Source organism: Burkholderia sp. Tr-20355 (assembly GCF_017104685.1).
GTDB lineage: Bacteria > Pseudomonadota > Gammaproteobacteria > Burkholderiales > Burkholderiaceae > Burkholderia > Burkholderia seminalis.
Genome location: NZ_JAAGPK010000023.1, coordinates 1 through 15,864 on the forward strand (window position 1 = coordinate 1; position 15,864 = coordinate 15,864).

Consider the following 15,864-nt stretch of genomic DNA (forward strand, 5'->3'; position numbering starts at 1 on the left):
GCACACGCCGATCTCGGTGCCTTTCTCGGCGGCCAGCTGCTTGAGCCGGATCGCCGCCGACAGCCCGGCGGGGCCGCCGCCGACGATCACGACGTCGTATTCCATCGATTCGCGCGGGCCGTATTGCTCGATGAGGCTTGCGGGGGTCATTGGCGTTCCTCTAACCGTTAGAATGCTTTTATTCGGGAGCGTATTGTCTGCGAAACGAAACGCTTGCCGCAACAACATGCGGCTAGATTAGCACGATCGTTCTATTTTTTGTGCTAGGGTAATGCCGTTCGGGCTGTGCCGCCCGGGCCGGCGAAACGACATCGAAAGGGGATGTGCAAATGGGTCGATCGATCAATCTGGAAGGCAAGGTTGCGCTGGTCACGGGCGCGTCGAGCGGCCTCGGGCAGCGCTTTGCACAGGTGCTGTCGCAGGCCGGCGCGAAGGTCGTGCTCGCGAGCCGCCGGGTCGAGCGCCTGAAGGAGCTGCGCGCGGAGATCGAGGCGGCGGGTGGCGCCGCGCACGTCGTGTCGCTCGACGTGACCGACGTCCAGAGCATCAAGGCCGCGATCGCGCATGCGGAGACGGAGGCCGGCACGATCGACATCCTCGTGAACAATTCGGGTGTCTCGACGATGCAGAAGCTCGTCGACGTCACGCCGGCCGATTTCGAGTTCGTGTTCGATACCAACACGCGCGGCGCATTTTTCGTCGCGCAGGAAGTCGCGAAGCGGATGATCATGCGCGCCAACGGCAGCGGCAATGGCAAGCCGCCGTGCCGGATCATCAACATCGCATCGGTGGCCGGGCTGCGCGTGTTCCCGCAGATCGGGCTCTACGCGATGAGCAAGGCCGCGGTCGTGCAGATGACGCGCGCGATGGCGCTCGAGTGGGGGCGCCACGGAATCAACGTCAACGCGATCTGTCCGGGCTATATCGATACCGAAATCAATCATTACCTGTGGGAAACCGAGCAGGGCCAGAAGCTGCAGTCGATGCTGCCGCGCCGGCGCGTCGGCAAGCCTCAGGATCTCGACGGGCTGTTGTTGCTGCTCGCGGCCGACGAGTCGCAGTTCATCAACGGCTCGATTATCTCCGCCGACGACGGCTTCGGCCTCGCCTGAGCGGATGACACCCGGCAACGAAGAAGACTGCAATGAGCGCAACAAGCGATTACTCCCCCGTATTTGAGATGTCGATGCCGATCCGCTGGGGCGACATGGACGCGTTCGGCCATGTGAACAACACGGTCTATTTCCGCTACATGGAGCAGGCGCGGATCTCGTGGTTCGAGGAACTCGGCATTGCCGGCGGCAACGGCGAAGGGCAGGGGCCCGTCATCGTCACGGCGTCGATGGAATTCCTCAAGCAGCTGCACTATCCGGGTGACGTGATCGCGAGGATGTCGGCCGCGAAACCCGGCCGGAGCAGCTTCGACACCGGCTTCGAGCTCACGCGCGCGGACGATCCGCAGCACGTCTATGCACGCGGCAAGGCGCGCTGCGTGTGGGTCGACTATGCGCTCGGCAAGTCGGTGGAACTGCCGCCACTGCTGCGCGACACGATCGAGCGCGCACTCGCGACGAAAATCGACTGAGCGGCGAGTCCGGCGCCGCGCGCCGGCGAGCCGCCATGCCCGTCGTTACCCGAATCGGCCGCCCTGCGCGGCCGATCGTCGTTCGGGCGCCGCCACGCGACAAGCGTTCACTGCCCGAGCAGGCGCTGCACCAGCTCCGGCGTGTTGTTCGTGCCGTATTTGCGCATCAGCCGTGCGCGGTAGATGTCGACCGTGCGCGAACTGATGTCGAGCACGCGCCCGATCTGCTTGCTGGTCTTGCCGGTCGCGAGCTGCGCGGCGATCTCGCGCTCGCGCGGGGTCAGCTCGACGGCGACGCGGCGCGTCGCGCTCAGATCCTCGAAGGTCCAGACGCCGGCCGCGAGCGGCGCGGTGCGGTCGAGCGCGCGGCCCGTCACGTGGCACCAGAACAGCTCGCCGTCCGCGCGCTTCATGATTCTGTCATCCGAGTAGATGCCGTTCGCGGCCATCACGCGCGCGATTCGCTCGCCGATGCGCTGGAATTCGTCCGTCGACGGATAGAGCACCTCGTACGATTTTCCGATGAGATCGGCCCGCGCGCAGCGGAAGATTGACGCAAGCGCATCGTTGCAATCCTCGATCACGCGGTCGCGCGACAGCACGAGGCCGAGCGGCGCGAGGTGGAAGGCAGTCTGGTAATCGAGAGCGGGCATGGCGCAGGCAAGCGGAGGCAAACGCTTATGTATTTTTGCGTATTGTGCCGCATCCGCGCCGCATCGTACCCTTTCAGGCATCTCGCGGCGGCTTGCCGCGACATAAAAACAGCGCGCTTCGACGCAGGCAGGGCCGCGCATGCATAGAATGATGCGGCGGGCTTGCGGCCCAGGTGGGCGCGTGAACCGGTTTTGCTGGTTTCCATAGAGGAAGGGACAACTGATGAACAAAGTCTATCCAAGCGCGGCTGCCGCGCTGGAAGGGATCGTCCGCGACGGACAGACCTTCGCGGTGGGCGGCTTCGGCCTGTGCGGGATTCCGGAGGCGCTGATCGCGGCGTTGCGCGATTCGGCGGTCAAGGGCATCACCTGCATCAGCAACAACGCGGGCGTCGACGGTTTCGGCCTCGGCCTGCTGCTGGAAACGCGCCAGATCAAGAAGATGATCTCGTCGTACGTCGGCGAGAACAAGGAGTTCGAGCGTCAGTACCTGGCCGGCGAACTCGAACTCGAATTCACGCCGCAAGGCACGCTCGCCGAGAAGCTGCGCGCGGGCGGCGCGGGCATTCCCGCCTTCTTCACGAATACCGGCTACGGCACCGTGATCGCGGAAGGCAAGGAAACGCGCCAGTTCGGCGATCGCCACTACGTGCTCGAGCCGTCGCTGACGGCCGACGTCGCGCTCGTGAAGGCGTGGAAGGCCGACAAGTCCGGCAACCTGATCTACCGCCGCACGGCGCGCAACTTCAATCCGATGTGCGCGATGGCCGGCAAGATCACCGTGGCGGAGGTCGAAGAGATCGTCGAAAACGGCGAACTCGATCCGGACCATATCCACACGCCCGGGATTTTCGTGCAGCGCATCGTGCTGAACGCGACGCCGGAAAAACGCATCGAACAACGCGTCGTACGCGCGAAAGGAGACTGACATGGCCTGGAATCGTGACCAGATGGCCGCGCGCGCGGCGAAGGAACTGCAGGACGGCTTCTACGTGAACCTCGGCATCGGCCTGCCGACGCTCGTCGCGAACCACGTGCCGGAAGGCGTCGAGGTGTGGCTGCAGTCGGAAAACGGCCTGCTCGGCATCGGCCCGTCGCCGACCGAGGACGAAGTCGACGCCGATCTCATCAACGCCGGCAAGCAGACCGTCACGACGCTGCCGGGCTCGTCGATCTTCTCGTCGGCCGACTCGTTCGCGATGATCCGCGGCGGCCACATCAATCTCGCGATCCTCGGCGCGATGCAGGTCAGCAAGCAGGGCGACCTCGCGAACTGGATGATCCCCGGCAAGATGATCAAGGGGATGGGCGGCGCGATGGACCTCGTCGCGGGGGTGGGGCGTGTCGTCGTGCTGATGGAGCATGTCGCGAAGGGCGACCAGCACAAGATTCTCGAAGAATGCAACCTGCCGCTGACGGGTGTCGGCGTGGTCGACCTGATCATCACCGATCTGGGCGTGATCGAGGTGACGCCGTCCGGCCTGAAGGTTCTCGAACTCGCCGACGGCGTGAGCGCGGACGAGATCCAGGCGAAGACGGGCGCACCGCTCGACGTCAGCGCGGTGGCCTGAGCGTCGCCTCGTTGCGTCGTCCCCGACGCCCCGCGTTCTCAACGGAACGCGGGGCGTTTTGTCGTGCGCGCTTGCGTCACGCGATGGTGCCGCCGCCGTCGATCAGCACCGTCGAGCCGGTCGCATAAGGCGTCGTCGCCAGATACAGGATGGCATTCGCGACATCCTCCGGCTGGCCGACCCGGCGGGCCGGAAGGCGCTGCGCGGCGCCGGCGTACAGGGCGTCGCGCGCATCGGATGCGAGCTTGTCCCACAGCGGCGTCGCGATCAGGCCGGGCGACACGGTATTCACGCGGACCGGCGCCAGCTCGAGGGCCAGGCCGCGCGCCAGCGCCTCCAGCGCCGCATTGATCGCCCCTTGCAGCACCGACGACGCGCTCGGCCGCGCACTGAGGAAACCCGACACGAACGTCAGCGAACCGCCGGGCGCGATATCGATCGCCCGCGCGACGCGATATGCGCCCCAGAACTTGCTGTCCATCGCAGCCTGCGCGTCGGCCAGCGGCAGTCCGCGAACCGGGCCCGTGGCCGTCCTTGCCGCTGAAATCACGACGTGGTCGAACTGGCCGGCGCGCGCGCAGAAGGCCTCCACGTCCGCGGTATCGGTGATGTCGAGCGTTTCGTATCGCACGTGTGCGCCGGGCCCGGCATCGATCGCGATCCTGCCCGGGTTGCGCGAGGCGATCGTCAGGATCGCGCCGTGTCGCGCGAATGCCGTCGCGGCAGCGGCGCCGATGCCGGAGCTTCCTCCGACGACGAGTACTTTCTTTCCGTGAAGCAGGTCAGTCATGACGATTTTTCCTGGTTGAAAGGGGGGGGGGCGTCCGCTCAGATCGTTTCGGTTTCGCGCAGCGTCGACGGGCCGTGCAGCGCGAAGCGCGCAATGTCGTCCTTGCGCATGAATGCGACACCGGGGTGAGATCGAGCGTAGTGCAGGAAGGCGTCCCATGCGCGGACCATTTGCGGCGTGCCGCTGATCCGGTCATGCGCGCTGATCGACATCAGTCTGCGCCGCTGTCCGGCCTCCGCGTACAACTGGTCGAAATCGAGCTTGATCTGCTCGAGGAACATCGTCGGCGAGTAGTTGCGGCCTTCGATCAGCAGGATGTCGTTGTTGCGCAGCGTGTACGGGACCACCACGAAATCGCGACCGTCGACGCTTTCGATGAAAGGCTCGTCCCGGCTGACGTCGTCGATGTGATACGTGTAGCCGAGTTCCTGCAGCAACGACAGCGTATGGGGGCCGCGCCGCAGCCAGTTGCAGTTGTAGCCGATCGGGCGCTGACCGGTCACCGCTTCGACCATGTCGCGGGCTTCGGTCAGGAAGCGGCGCTCGTCGTCGCGGCTCATCGCGAATTGCGCACGCCAGGTCGGCCCGTGGGCGGCGGCTTCGTGGCCGCGCGCCACGATTTCGCGCGCCAGTTCGGGGTGCCGACGCGCGGCTTCCCCGATCATGTGCGACGTGACTTTCACGCCATGCCGGTCCCACAGGTCGAGCAGGCGAGGAATGCCTTCCCGGTAGCCATAGGCGAACCAGGTGGCCGACGCGAGATCGACCGGCACGGACGGCGGAAACGCGACGGCGGGAAAGGGGCTGTCCGCCCCGCTGGGCGGCTGGCCGCCCGCCTCGAACTGCATCGAGATCGAGATGACCAGGCGCGCGCCGTCCGGCCAGAACGGCGCGGCGTCCGGCGTGGGGCGCGCCGGAATCGGGGCGGCCGTTGCCGGCCGGGACGCGCCGGCCATCACCGCGGCGCCGGCCGCGAGCCCGGCGCCGGTCTGGGCCAGAAATCTGCGGCGCGGCAGGTGCGTCGCATGAGGGTCGTGATCGTGAGTCATTGCGTTCCTCCGTCAAGCGACCAGTCCGAGCTGACGCATCAGCGTCAGGTTGTCCTCGATGTGCCAGTTTTCCGCGATCCGGCCGTGGTCGATCCGGTAGATATCGGTCGCGATGAAGTCGATTGCCTGTCCGCGCCCGGCCGTTCCGTTGAACGTGCCGGTGAAATGCCCGCGAAAGTGCAGGTGGACGACGACGCGGTCGCCCGCGACGATCATCTGTTCGATGTCGCAATGCAGATCCGGAATCGCGCCGCGCATCGTGCGCGAGGCCGCGAGCGGTCCCGGAATGCCCTGTTCCCGGCCGGGCGGCAGCGTCCGGTCGGTGAAGTCGGCGGCGAGCGCGGTGCGGGCGAGATCGGCGTCGCCGGTATCCCAGAAGGTGCCGTAGCGGCGCGCGGCCAGTATCTGCGCCCGGGCCTGCGCAGCCGGCACGCCCTCGGCCACGGTCAGGCTGCGCGGCGCGACGAGGTCTGCCGCACGGGACGCGGCGGGCAACAGTGCCACGACGCAAGCGGCCGCGGCGAGTACCGGCGCGACGGGGCGGGTGATCGAACGAAGGCGGATCGACATGGTTTCGGAGGTCCTGTGAATGGCGTCGTGCGACGACGCGGAACAGGTATGGTAGGTTTCCGTTTTGGATGCAAATACGGGCGAACGGCGAATGGATTATTCGAAAAAAGGAAAGACTGGGATGCGGCGGGCGACCGGATGCTGATCGACGATCTTCCTGCGCTCGATACTTTCGCGAGGATCGTGTCGGCCGGCAGCCTGTCGGCGGCCGCGCGCGAACTCGATTTGTCGTTGTCCGTCGTCAGCAAGCGGCTTGCGCAGCTCGAGTCGCAGCTTGGCGTGCGCTTGCTGCACCGGACGACCCGGCAGCAAACGCTGACCGACGAAGGCGCGCAGTTTCACGCCCAGGTCCTGCGCATCCTGGCCGAAGTCGATCGCGCCGAAACGCTGATGCGCGATCGTCGCGGCACGGTCAGCGGCGTGCTGCGCGTGACGGCGCCCGGCGAGCTCGGCCGTCTGCGGATCGCGCCCGTCGTGGCGGCGTTTCAGCAGCGGCATCCGCAACTGACCGTGCAGTTGCTGCTGACCGACACGGTCGTCGACCTGCTCGCCCATGACATCGACGTCGCCGTGCGGATCGGCAATCTCGCCGATTCGACGATGATCGCGCGCGAGCTGGCGCCGAATCATCGCGTGCTGTGCGCGTCGCCGGGCTATCTCGCGGCGCACGGGGCGCCGGCCCATCCGGCCGAGCTGCGCGAACATCGATGCATCGTGATGGGCGACCAGCCGCGTGCCGAATGGCGGTTCGACGGCGCCCAGGGCGGGGTCGCCGTCGAGGTGGCGGCCGCGCTGCTGACGAACGACGGCGGTGCGGCGCGTACGCTGGCGCTGGAAGGCGCGGGTATTGCGCTGAAGTCGATCTGGGACGTCGGCGCCGATCTCGATGCCGGCCGGCTCGTGCGCGTGCTGCCGGCTTTCGCGGCGTCCGCGGCGCCGCTGCATGCGGTCTATCCCGGCGGCCGCCACGTGCCGCTGCGCGTGCGCACCTTCGTCGAGTTCCTGCGCGAGCAGTTGCGCGCGGCGTGGCGCCGAGCCGATTGAGCCTCCGTCCCGTGCGGTGCGCCGCGGGCGCGGCGCCCGTTGTTCGGAAGCGGTTTACAATCGTTCGCATCGGGCGTCGCAAGCGTTGCCCCGCGCGTCGCCCCCGTTCGACAGGATGCCAACGATGCCAACGACCCCAGCGAATCCTCCGGTTCCCCGCCAGCGGCGCGTGCAGTGTGCGAGTGCCGCCGGCCTTCACCACGTCGCCTATACCGAGTGGGGCGATCCCGCCAATCCGCGCGTGCTCGTCTGCGTGCACGGCCTGACGCGTTCCGGGCGCGATTTCGACCGGCTCGCCGCCGCGCTGTCCGATACGTATCGCGTCGTCTGCCCCGACATCGTCGGGCGCGGCCGGTCGGACCGTCTGGCCGACCCGCGGCTCTATGCGATTCCGCAGTACGTGGCCGACATGGTGACGCTGATCGCGCGGCTCGACGTCGAATCGGTCGACTGGTTCGGCACGTCGATGGGCGGCCTGATCGGCATGGCGCTTGCGGGGCTGCCCGGTTCGCCGTTGCGCCGGATGATCGTCAACGACGTCGGGCCGCGCATCGAGCCCGATTCGCTGACACGCATCGGCGAATACCTCGGCGTGCAGCCGCGCTTCGACACCGAGCAGGAGGGGATCGACTACCTGACGTCGCTGTCGCTGCCGTTCGGCGCGCTGAGTGCCGACGAGTGGCGCGAGATCAACGGGCCGCTGCTGCGCGAGCTGCCCGAAGGCGGCTGGACGATGCGCTACGATCCGCGCATCGCCGAGCCGTTCAAGGCGACGACGCCCGAACTGGCCGCGCTCGGCGAGGCCGCGCTGTGGCGTGCGATCGAGACGACGGACGCATCGCTGCTCGTCGTGCGCGGCGAGACCTCCGACCTGCTGTCGCGCGAGACGGTGGCCGACATGGTGCGTCGCGGCCGACATGTGACGCACGTCGAGATTCCGGGGGCGGGCCACGCGCCGGCGTTCGTCAGTGCCGACCAGATTGCACTTACGCGGCGGTTTTTCGTCGAAGGCCGCGCATAAACGCGTCATAATATGCGGTTCGGCGGCACGTGGGCCGTGCCGCCGTCCGATTCTCCCTTCACTCACGACCGGAACATTCCATGGCAGTCATTCGTCACCACGTCGGGGCCCGTCTCTCCGAAACCGCGATCCACAACGGTACCGTGTATCTGGCCGGCCAGATCGCCGAAGACACCACGCAGGACATCAGGGGCCAGACGCGCGAAGTGCTCGGCCACATCGACCGTCTGCTCGCCGAAGCGAACAGCGACAAGGCGCATCTGCTGTCGGTGCAGATCTACATCTCGGATCTGGCGAACTTCGACGGCATGAATGCGGAGTGGGACGCGTGGGTCGCGCAGGGCAACACGCCGCCGCGCGCCACCGTCGAGGCGAAGCTCGCGGATCCCGCGCTGCTCGTCGAGATCGTGGTCGTTGCCGCGCAGCGGAGCTGAGCTGGGCTGGGCCACACCCGACGATGACCGCATTCCGCCAGGCCGTGCAATGACCGAATCCGTTTCCGCTTCCCCTGTCGCGGCACCGTCGTTCGACGACGTGCTGGCGTTCGTGCGCGAGCGGGCCGGCGACGCGCGCCTGTCGTCGGGCGAACTGCTCGCCGATCACTCGGCCGGCACGGCGGCGATCATGCGCACGCTGAACGTCGATCCGTCCGCGATGCAGGCCGCCGCGCTGTTCGTGCTGACGCCGCACTTGAGCGACCCCGAGCGCGAGCTCACCGAGCGTTTCGGCGAAGAGGTGGCGCGGCTCGTGTCCGACGTGCGCAAGCTGTTGCGGCTCGGCACCGTGAGCCTGCGCGCCGCGCAGAACGCGAAGCCCGACACGGGGCGCGACGCGGCGGAAGAGCGGCGCACGCAGATCGAGGCGCTGCGCAAGATGCTGCTCGCGTTCGCGCAGGACATCCGCGTCGTGCTGATCCGGCTCGCGTCGCGGTTGCAGTCGCTGCGCTATTACGCGGCCGCGAAGATCGAGCCGCCGCCCGACGTCGCGCGCGAGACGCTCGAGATCTATGCGCCGCTCGCGAACCGCCTCGGTATCTGGCAACTGAAGTGGGAGCTCGAGGATCTCGCGTTCCGCTTCGAGGATCCCGTCACCTACAAGCGGATCGCGAAGCTGCTCGACGAGAAGCGCATCGAACGCGAGGCATACGTCACGCAGGCGATCGGGCGGCTGCAGCATGAGCTCGCGGAAGCGAACATCCAGGCCGACGTGAGCGGCCGGCCGAAACATATCTACAGCATCTGGCGCAAGATGCGCGGCAAGGAACTCGATTTCTCCGAGCTGTACGACGTGCGCGCGTTTCGCGTGATCGTGCCGGACATCAAGGATTGCTACGCGGTGCTCGGCATCGTGCATCACCTGTGGCAGCCGGTGCCGAAGGAATTCGACGACTACATCTCGCGACCGAAGCCGAACGGCTACAAGTCGCTGCATACGGTCGTGATCGGCGACGACGGCCGCGCGTTCGAAGTGCAGATCCGCACGCAGGAGATGCACCGCTTCGCCGAGTACGGCGTGGCCGCGCACTGGCGCTACAAGGAGGCCGGCGCGCGCGGTTACGGCGGCCAGTTTTCGGCGAGCGACAAGTACGACGAGAAGATCGCATGGCTGCGCCAGTTGCTGGCGTGGAAGGACGACGTCGAGGACGGCGCCGAGGTGTCGGGCGACCAGGCGTGGGCGCAATTGCGCGAGACGTCGCTCGATGACGACCACATCTACGTGCTGACGCCGCAGGCGCGCGTGATCGCGTTGCCGCAGGGGGCGACGCCGGTCGATTTCGCGTACCACCTGCACAGCGAACTCGGCCATCGCTGCCGCGGCGCGCGCGTGGACGGCGTGATGGTCCCGCTGAACACGTCGCTCGCGAACGGCCAGACGGTCGAGATCGTCGCGGTGAAGGAGGGCGGGCCGTCGCGCGACTGGCTGAACGCGCAGCTCGGCTACCTGAAGAGCCCGCGTGCGCGGCAGAAGGTGCGTGCGTGGTTCAACTCGATCGAGCAGGAGGAAAACGTCGCGCATGGCCGGGCGCTCGTCGAAAAGACGCTGCAGCGCGAAGGCAAGACCTCGGTCAACCTGGACAACCTCGCGGCGAAGCTCGGCTTCAAGTCGCCCGAGGAGCTGTTCTCGGTCGTCGGTAAGGAAGAATTCAGCCTGCGCAATGTCGAGCACGCGCTGTCCGATGCGCCGCCGCCGGAGCCGGCGCCCGAGGCGCCCGCCGATTTCGAGAAGCGCAGCAGCGGCGCGAGCGTCGCGCACGGCGCGTCGACCGGCGTGCTGGTGGTGGGCGTCGATGCGCTGCTGACCCAGCTCGCGCGTTGCTGCCGTCCCGCGCCGCCCGATCCGATCAGCGGGTTCGTCACGCGCGGCAAGGGCATGTCGATCCATCGCACCGACTGCCCGACGTTCCGCCGGATGGTCGAACGCGCGCCGGAGCGCGTGCTGCAGACGACCTGGTCGGCTGACGTGCTCGGCGGGCGCGGCGCGTCCGTCTATCCGGTCGACCTGATGATCGAGGCGAGCGACCGGCAAGGGTTGCTGCGCGACATCTCCGAAGTGTTCGCACGCGAGAAGATCAACGTGGTGGGCGTGAAGACGCAGAGTCGCCGCAATGCGGCATTCATGCAGTTCACGGTCGAGGTGTCGAACTCGGCGCAGGTGCAGCGCGCGTGCACGCTGCTCGGCGAGGTGCAGGGCGTCGTGCGGGCGGGTCGCAAGGCGTGATGTGGGGTTGAAACACGGTTGTTTTGCTGCGACTGCATAAAACACTTGCCAAGCCGGTAGCCGCTCCATATAATCTTAGCTTCTCTAGGCTCGTAGCTCAGCTGGTTAGAGCACCACCTTGACATGGTGGGGGTCGTTGGTTCGAGTCCAATCGAGCCTACCAACGAATTGAGAATGCCTGGTCTCCGGGCGTTCGATGCAGTAAAGAACTCAACGCGAACAAGGCGAATACGGTTATGACACCGCGAACGTTGACCGAAACGACTTCGGAGCGACGCTAGTCGAGGAACGTTTTCGCCCTTTCAGTTTGAGTGAAGTATCGAATGCGGCCCCTCGAAAGCGGGGCCGCATTTTTTTTGTCGCGAAATTTTCACGCGTGATTTCTGATCTCGCGTTCCTGGTCTGCCGCCCACTGTCGGCATCACGGAGATTGCCATGGTTTCGATACGCTTGCCTGACGGCTCAGTTCGACAATACGAGCATCCGGTGACAGTTGCCGAGGTCGCGGCCTCGATCGGTCCCGGTCTTGCGAAGGCTGCGCTTGGCGGCAAGCTCGATGGCGAGCTCGTTGATACGTCCACGGTGATCGACCGCGACGCGTCGCTCGCGATCATCACGGACAAGGATGCCGACGGTCTCGACATCATCCGTCACTCGACCGCGCACTTGCTCGCGTATGCGGTGAAGGATCTGTATCCGGACGCGCAGGTGACGATCGGCCCGGTGATCGACAACGGCTTCTATTACGACTTCTCGTACAACCGGCCGTTCACGCCGGAAGATCTGGAAAAGATCGAAAAGCGCATGCAGGAGCTCGCGAAGAAGGACGAGCCGGTGACGCGCCGCGTCGTGTCGCGCGACGAGGCGGCCGGTTACTTCCGCAGCATCGGCGAGAAGTACAAGGCCGAGATCATCGAGTCGATTCCGCAAAGCGACGAAATCAAGCTGTACTCGCACGGCGGCTTCACCGATCTGTGCCGCGGCCCGCACGTGCCGTCCACCGGCAAGATGAAGGTCTTCAAGCTGATGAAGGTCGCGGGCGCGTACTGGCGCGGCGATTCGAAGAACGAACAGCTGCAGCGCATCTACGGTACGGCCTGGACGAAGAAGGAAGATCAGGACCAGTACCTGCACATGCTCGAGGAAGCGGAAAAGCGCGATCACCGCAAGCTGGGCAAGCAGCTCGACCTGTTCCACATGCAGGAAGAGTCGCCGGGCATGGTGTTCTGGCATCCGAAGGGCTGGGCGCTGTGGCAGCAGGTCGAGCAGTACATGCGCCGCCGCGTGAACGACGCCGGCTATCTCGAGATCAAGACGCCGATGATCATGGACCGCTCGCTGTGGGAGGCGTCGGGCCACTGGCAGAACTACCGCGAGAACATGTTCACGACGGAGTCGGAGAAGCGCGACTACGCTATCAAGCCGATGAACTGCCCGGGCCACGTCCAGGTGTTCAAGCACGGCCTGCGCTCGTACCGCGACCTGCCGCTGCGTTACGCGGAATTCGGTTCGTGCCACCGCAACGAGGCATCGGGCGCGCTGCACGGCCTGATGCGCGTGCGCGGCTTCGTGCAGGACGATGCGCACATCTTCTGTACGGAAGACCAGTTCATTTCGGAATCGATCGCCTTCAACACGCTGGCCATGAGCGTGTACAAGGACTTCGGTTTCGAACACATCGACATCAAGCTGTCGCTGCGTCCCGATCAGCGCGCGGGCACGGACGAGACGTGGGATCGCGCCGAGCAGGGCCTGCGCGACGCGCTGACGGCCTGCGGCCTCACGTGGGAAGAATTGCCGGGCGAAGGCGCGTTCTACGGCCCGAAGATCGAGTACCACATCAAGGACGCGCTTGGCCGTTCGTGGCAGTGCGGCACGCTGCAGCTCGACATGGTGCTGCCGGAGCGCCTCGGCGCCGAGTACGTGGCGGAAGACAACAGCCGCCGCCGGCCGGTGATGCTGCACCGCGCGATCGTCGGGTCGATGGAGCGTTTCCTGGGCATTTTGATCGAGCACCATGCTGGTGCAATGCCGGTTTGGCTCGCGCCGTTCCAGGCAATTGTGCTCAATATTGCCGAAAGTCAGGCCGAATATGCGCAGTCCCTGGCCCAAACGTTGCAAAAACAAGGGGTTAGAGTGGCGGCCGATTTGCGCAACGAGAAGATTAGCTATAAAATACGCGAGCACACGCTGGAAAAGGTGCCTTATCTCCTCGTCGTGGGCGATAAGGAGCGTGATGCGCAAACGGTAGCCGTGCGTGCCCGTGGCGGCGTCGATCTTGGCGTAATGCCGGTCGAAGCCTTCGTTGAGCGTCTGCAGGAAGACCTGCGCTCGTTCAAGTAACCGCCCTGGCAGCGCGGCTCGTTTTTTTAATTTTTAGAGGAAACGTAACATCGCTACTGATAAGTCGTCGCACCGCATCAACGGTGAAATCACTGCGCCGGAAGTGCGTCTGGTCGGGATCGAGAACGAACCGCTCGGTATCGTAAAACTCGCTGATGCTTTCCGTAAATCGGAAGAACTGGATGTTGACCTGGTGGAAATCGCGCCGCAAGCGGTTCCCCCGGTTTGCCGTCTGATGGATTACGGCAAGTTCAAGTACCAGGAATCGAAGAAGCAGCACGAGGCGAAGCTCAAGCAGAAGGTCATCCAGGTCAAGGAAGTCAAGTTCCGCCCGGGTACCGATGACGGTGACTACAACGTCAAGCTCCGCAATCTCGTGCGCTTCCTCGAAGAAGGCGACAAGACGAAGATCACGTTGCGTTTCCGCGGCCGTGAAATGGCTCACCAGGAAATCGGTATGCGGATGCTTGAGCGTCTGCGCACGGATCTCGAGGAAGTCGGTCAGGTCGAGCAGATGCCGAAGATGGAAGGGCGCCAGATGATCATGGTGCTCTCGCCGAAGAAAAAGAAGTAACGGGCCCGCGCGCGTTGCGCGCGAGTTCGGCAGTGGTTCGGCGCGTGGCCCGGTCAGGGCGGCGCGCCAACAATGACGGTGGCTGCGCAAGCGGTCCGCCGTACACAAGTGGACTGGGTTTCGAAGGGCGGGTCAAGGGCGCAAGCCAACCGCACACCCATCGCCATCTAATAAACTGGAGTTGTTCGTCATGCCTAAGATGAAGACCAAGAAGAGCGCTGCAAAGCGCTTCGTGGTGCGTCCGGGCGGTACCGTCAAGCGCGGTCAAGCCTTCAAGCGCCACATCCTGACCAAGAAAACCACGAAGAACAAGCGTCACCTGCGCGGCGCAACGGCAGTTCATGATTCCGATCTGAACTCCGTCCGCGCAATGCTGCCGTTCGCGTAACCCCTCAACTGATACTCTAAGGAGAGAAACATGCCTCGAGTCAAACGTGGGGTAACCGCACGGGCCCGCCACAAGAAGATCATCAACCTGGCCAAGGGTTATCGCGGCCGCCGCAATAACGTCTACCGCATCGCCAAGCAGGCGGTGATGCGCGCTGGTCAGTACGCGTACCGCGATCGCCGCAACAAGAAGCGTGTGTTCCGCGCACTGTGGATCACGCGTATCAACGCGGCAGTTCGTCAGCACGACATGACCTACAGCGTGTTCATCAACGGCCTGAAGAAGGCGTCGATCGAACTCGACCGTAAGGTGCTGGCTGACATGGCGGTGTTCGACAAGGCTGCTTTTGCTGCGATCGTCAAGCAGGTGAAAGCCGCCGTTGCAGCCTAATTGCGAAATTAGCACTGCGTGGTTAGTTGCAGCGATGTTCCGGTAGTTTCGGCCGCTGCAGCGAAAACGGGGCTCTTCCGAGCCCCTTTTTTGTTTGGTGGGGCAGTTTCGCTCGCCAAGACCGAATGACGTTGGAAATGATGGGATCTATGGATCTGGACCAGATTGTCGCCGACGCGCAGCAGTCCTTCGAACAGGCTGCCGACATCACCACGCTCGAAAACGAGAAAGCACGATTTCTCGGCAAGTCGGGTGCGCTGACCGAGTTGCTGAAGGGCCTCGGCAAGCTCGATCCCGAAGCACGCAAGACCGAAGGCGCACGCATCAACGTCGCGAAGCAGCAGGTTGAAGCCGCGCTGACCGCCCGTCGCCAGGCACTGGCCGACGCGCTGCTGAATCAGCGCCTCACTGCCGAAGCGATCGACGTGACGCTGCCCGGCCGCGGCGCCGGTGCCGGCAGCCTGCACCCCGTGATGCGCACGTGGGAGCGGGTCGAACGGATTTTCGGCTCGATCGGTTTCGATGTGGCCGACGGCCCCGAAATCGAGACCGACTGGTACAACTTCACGTCGCTGAACAGCCCGGAGAACCATCCGGCGCGTTCGATGCAGGACACCTTCTACGTCGAAGGCAAGGATGCCGACGGCCGCCAGTTGCTGCTGCGCACGCACACGAGCCCGATGCAGGTGCGTTATGCGCGCATGAACCGTCCGCCGATCAAGGTGATCGCGCCGGGCCGCACGTATCGCGTCGACAGCGATGCGACCCACTCGCCGATGTTCAATCAGGTCGAGGGGCTGTGGATCGACGAAAACATCAGCTTTGCCGACCTCAAGGGCGTCTATACCGACTTCCTGAAAAAATTCTTCGAGCGCGACGACATCCTCGTGCGCTTCCGTCCGTCGTATTTCCCGTTCACGGAACCGTCGGCCGAGATCGACATGATGTTCGAGCAAGGCAAGAACGCCGGCAAGTGGCTCGAGATTTCCGGTTCGGGGCAAGTGCATCCGACCGTGATTCGCAACATGGGCCTCGATCCCGAGCGCTACATCGGCTTCGCGTTCGGCAGCGGCCTCGAGCGCCTGACGATGCTGCGCTACGGCGTCCAGGATCTGCGGCTGTTCTTCGAGAACGACCTGCGTTTCCTGCGCCAGTTCGCATAACGCCG

The 15,864-nt window shown here is 65.1% G+C and carries 18 protein-coding genes and 1 tRNA gene; 14 read left to right on the forward strand and 5 right to left on the reverse strand.

Features of this window, described 5'->3' with window-relative positions:
• Window positions 1–222 (reverse strand): FAD-binding protein (locus G3N62_RS08705; RefSeq protein WP_226111393.1); only part of this gene is annotated, 222 nt, incomplete at its 3' end.
• 107 nt (window positions 223–329) lie between these two features.
• Here G3N62_RS08705 and G3N62_RS08710 point away from each other — a divergent pair.
• Both G3N62_RS08710 and G3N62_RS08715 read left to right on the forward strand, forming a co-directional pair.
• The gene (locus G3N62_RS08710) at window positions 330–1,112 is read left to right on the forward strand and encodes an SDR family oxidoreductase (protein ID WP_034190169.1); all 783 of its coding nucleotides are present in this window, start codon (window positions 330–332) and stop codon (window positions 1,110–1,112) included.
• Window positions 1,113–1,144: 32 nt separating this feature from the next.
• Window positions 1,145–1,585: a thioesterase family protein gene (locus tag G3N62_RS08715; protein WP_034190168.1), complete on the forward strand. Its 441-nt coding sequence runs from the start codon at window positions 1,145–1,147 to the stop codon at window positions 1,583–1,585.
• A gap of 107 nt (window positions 1,586–1,692) precedes the next feature.
• Here G3N62_RS08715 and G3N62_RS08720 read toward each other — a convergent pair whose 3' ends face one another.
• Window positions 1,693–2,238, reverse strand: a complete 546-nt coding sequence (locus tag G3N62_RS08720) for a LuxR C-terminal-related transcriptional regulator (protein WP_034190167.1) — start codon at window positions 2,236–2,238, stop codon at window positions 1,693–1,695.
• Between the two features lie 223 nt (window positions 2,239–2,461).
• Here G3N62_RS08720 and G3N62_RS08725 point away from each other — a divergent pair, with 223 nt between their 5' ends.
• Window positions 2,462–3,166: a CoA transferase subunit A gene (locus G3N62_RS08725; RefSeq protein WP_021162428.1), complete on the forward strand. Its 705-nt coding sequence runs from the start codon at window positions 2,462–2,464 to the stop codon at window positions 3,164–3,166.
• Between the two features lies 1 nt (window position 3,167).
• A complete protein-coding gene (locus G3N62_RS08730; RefSeq protein WP_034190166.1) occupies window positions 3,168–3,809 on the forward strand; it encodes a CoA transferase subunit B in 642 nt (213 codons plus the stop codon).
• Window positions 3,810–3,885: 76 nt separating this feature from the next.
• Here the strand turns inward: G3N62_RS08730 and G3N62_RS08735 are convergent, their stop codons facing one another.
• From G3N62_RS08735 to G3N62_RS08745, 3 genes are read right to left on the reverse strand one after another with little or no spacing between them, the layout of a single operon-like run.
• The gene (locus tag G3N62_RS08735; RefSeq protein WP_124669177.1) at window positions 3,886–4,599 is read right to left on the reverse strand and encodes an SDR family oxidoreductase; all 714 of its coding nucleotides are present in this window, start codon (window positions 4,597–4,599) and stop codon (window positions 3,886–3,888) included.
• A gap of 38 nt (window positions 4,600–4,637) precedes the next feature.
• Window positions 4,638–5,648, reverse strand: a complete 1,011-nt coding sequence (locus G3N62_RS08740; RefSeq protein ID WP_124669176.1) for a polysaccharide deacetylase family protein — start codon at window positions 5,646–5,648, stop codon at window positions 4,638–4,640.
• 12 nt (window positions 5,649–5,660) lie between these two features.
• On the reverse strand, window positions 5,661–6,218 hold the full coding sequence (locus G3N62_RS08745; RefSeq protein ID WP_049029773.1) for an ester cyclase: 558 nt from the start codon (window positions 6,216–6,218) through the stop codon (window positions 5,661–5,663).
• Window positions 6,219–6,356: 138 nt separating this feature from the next.
• Here G3N62_RS08745 and G3N62_RS08750 point away from each other — a divergent pair, with 138 nt between their 5' ends.
• The 10 genes from G3N62_RS08750 (at window position 6,357) to pheS (ending at window position 15,859) form a co-directional block, all read left to right on the forward strand.
• Window positions 6,357–7,262 (forward strand): LysR family transcriptional regulator, encoded by a 906-nt coding sequence (locus tag G3N62_RS08750; RefSeq protein ID WP_034190177.1) that lies wholly within the window; start codon window positions 6,357–6,359, stop codon window positions 7,260–7,262.
• A gap of 124 nt (window positions 7,263–7,386) precedes the next feature.
• Complete coding sequence (locus G3N62_RS08755; RefSeq protein WP_124669175.1) at window positions 7,387–8,283, forward strand: alpha/beta hydrolase; 897 nt, start codon at window positions 7,387–7,389, stop codon at window positions 8,281–8,283.
• An 80-nt stretch (window positions 8,284–8,363) separates the two neighbouring features.
• Complete coding sequence (locus tag G3N62_RS08760) at window positions 8,364–8,717, forward strand: RidA family protein (protein WP_034190161.1); 354 nt, start codon at window positions 8,364–8,366, stop codon at window positions 8,715–8,717.
• Window positions 8,718–8,766: 49 nt separating this feature from the next.
• Window positions 8,767–11,001 carry a bifunctional (p)ppGpp synthetase/guanosine-3',5'-bis(diphosphate) 3'-pyrophosphohydrolase gene (locus G3N62_RS08765; RefSeq protein WP_034190160.1) on the forward strand — a complete coding sequence of 745 codons (2,235 nt, stop codon included), beginning with the start codon at window positions 8,767–8,769 and terminating at the stop codon, window positions 10,999–11,001.
• Window positions 11,002–11,087: 86 nt separating this feature from the next.
• Window positions 11,088–11,164 (forward strand) — tRNA-Val (locus G3N62_RS08770).
• Between the two features lie 272 nt (window positions 11,165–11,436).
• A complete protein-coding gene (thrS, locus tag G3N62_RS08775; RefSeq protein WP_059557842.1) occupies window positions 11,437–13,344 on the forward strand; it encodes a threonine--tRNA ligase in 1,908 nt (635 codons plus the stop codon).
• Window positions 13,345–13,393: 49 nt separating this feature from the next.
• Window positions 13,394–13,918, forward strand: a complete 525-nt coding sequence (gene infC / locus G3N62_RS08780; RefSeq protein ID WP_071734130.1) for a translation initiation factor IF-3 — start codon at window positions 13,394–13,396, stop codon at window positions 13,916–13,918.
• A gap of 190 nt (window positions 13,919–14,108) precedes the next feature.
• A complete protein-coding gene (gene rpmI / locus G3N62_RS08785) occupies window positions 14,109–14,306 on the forward strand; it encodes a 50S ribosomal protein L35 (protein WP_004191477.1) in 198 nt (65 codons plus the stop codon).
• A gap of 30 nt (window positions 14,307–14,336) precedes the next feature.
• Window positions 14,337–14,696, forward strand: a complete 360-nt coding sequence (gene rplT / locus G3N62_RS08790; protein ID WP_004192938.1) for a 50S ribosomal protein L20 — start codon at window positions 14,337–14,339, stop codon at window positions 14,694–14,696.
• A gap of 149 nt (window positions 14,697–14,845) precedes the next feature.
• A complete protein-coding gene (gene pheS, locus G3N62_RS08795) occupies window positions 14,846–15,859 on the forward strand; it encodes a phenylalanine--tRNA ligase subunit alpha (RefSeq protein ID WP_034190158.1) in 1,014 nt (337 codons plus the stop codon).
• The last annotated feature ends 5 nt before the right edge of the window (window positions 15,860–15,864 follow it).

Coding starts and splice junctions, on each gene's coding strand:
- G3N62_RS08710 (WP_034190169.1), top strand. CDS start 330: ATGGGTCGATCGATCAATCTGGAAGGCAAGGTTGCGCTGGTCACGGGC.
- G3N62_RS08715 (WP_034190168.1), top strand. CDS start 1,145: ATGAGCGCAACAAGCGATTACTCCCCCGTATTTGAGATGTCGATGCCG.
- G3N62_RS08720 (WP_034190167.1), bottom strand. CDS start 2,238: ATGCCCGCTCTCGATTACCAGACTGCCTTCCACCTCGCGCCGCTCGGC.
- G3N62_RS08725 (WP_021162428.1), top strand. CDS start 2,462: ATGAACAAAGTCTATCCAAGCGCGGCTGCCGCGCTGGAAGGGATCGTC.
- G3N62_RS08730 (WP_034190166.1), top strand. CDS start 3,168: ATGGCCTGGAATCGTGACCAGATGGCCGCGCGCGCGGCGAAGGAACTG.
- G3N62_RS08735 (WP_124669177.1), bottom strand. CDS start 4,599: ATGACTGACCTGCTTCACGGAAAGAAAGTACTCGTCGTCGGAGGAAGC.
- G3N62_RS08740 (WP_124669176.1), bottom strand. CDS start 5,648: ATGACTCACGATCACGACCCTCATGCGACGCACCTGCCGCGCCGCAGA.
- G3N62_RS08745 (WP_049029773.1), bottom strand. CDS start 6,218: ATGTCGATCCGCCTTCGTTCGATCACCCGCCCCGTCGCGCCGGTACTC.
- G3N62_RS08750 (WP_034190177.1), top strand. CDS start 6,357: ATGCTGATCGACGATCTTCCTGCGCTCGATACTTTCGCGAGGATCGTG.
- G3N62_RS08755 (WP_124669175.1), top strand. CDS start 7,387: ATGCCAACGACCCCAGCGAATCCTCCGGTTCCCCGCCAGCGGCGCGTG.
- G3N62_RS08760 (WP_034190161.1), top strand. CDS start 8,364: ATGGCAGTCATTCGTCACCACGTCGGGGCCCGTCTCTCCGAAACCGCG.
- G3N62_RS08765 (WP_034190160.1), top strand. CDS start 8,767: ATGACCGAATCCGTTTCCGCTTCCCCTGTCGCGGCACCGTCGTTCGAC.
- thrS (WP_059557842.1), top strand. CDS start 11,437: ATGGTTTCGATACGCTTGCCTGACGGCTCAGTTCGACAATACGAGCAT.
- rpmI (WP_004191477.1), top strand. CDS start 14,109: ATGCCTAAGATGAAGACCAAGAAGAGCGCTGCAAAGCGCTTCGTGGTG.
- rplT (WP_004192938.1), top strand. CDS start 14,337: ATGCCTCGAGTCAAACGTGGGGTAACCGCACGGGCCCGCCACAAGAAG.
- pheS (WP_034190158.1), top strand. CDS start 14,846: ATGGATCTGGACCAGATTGTCGCCGACGCGCAGCAGTCCTTCGAACAG.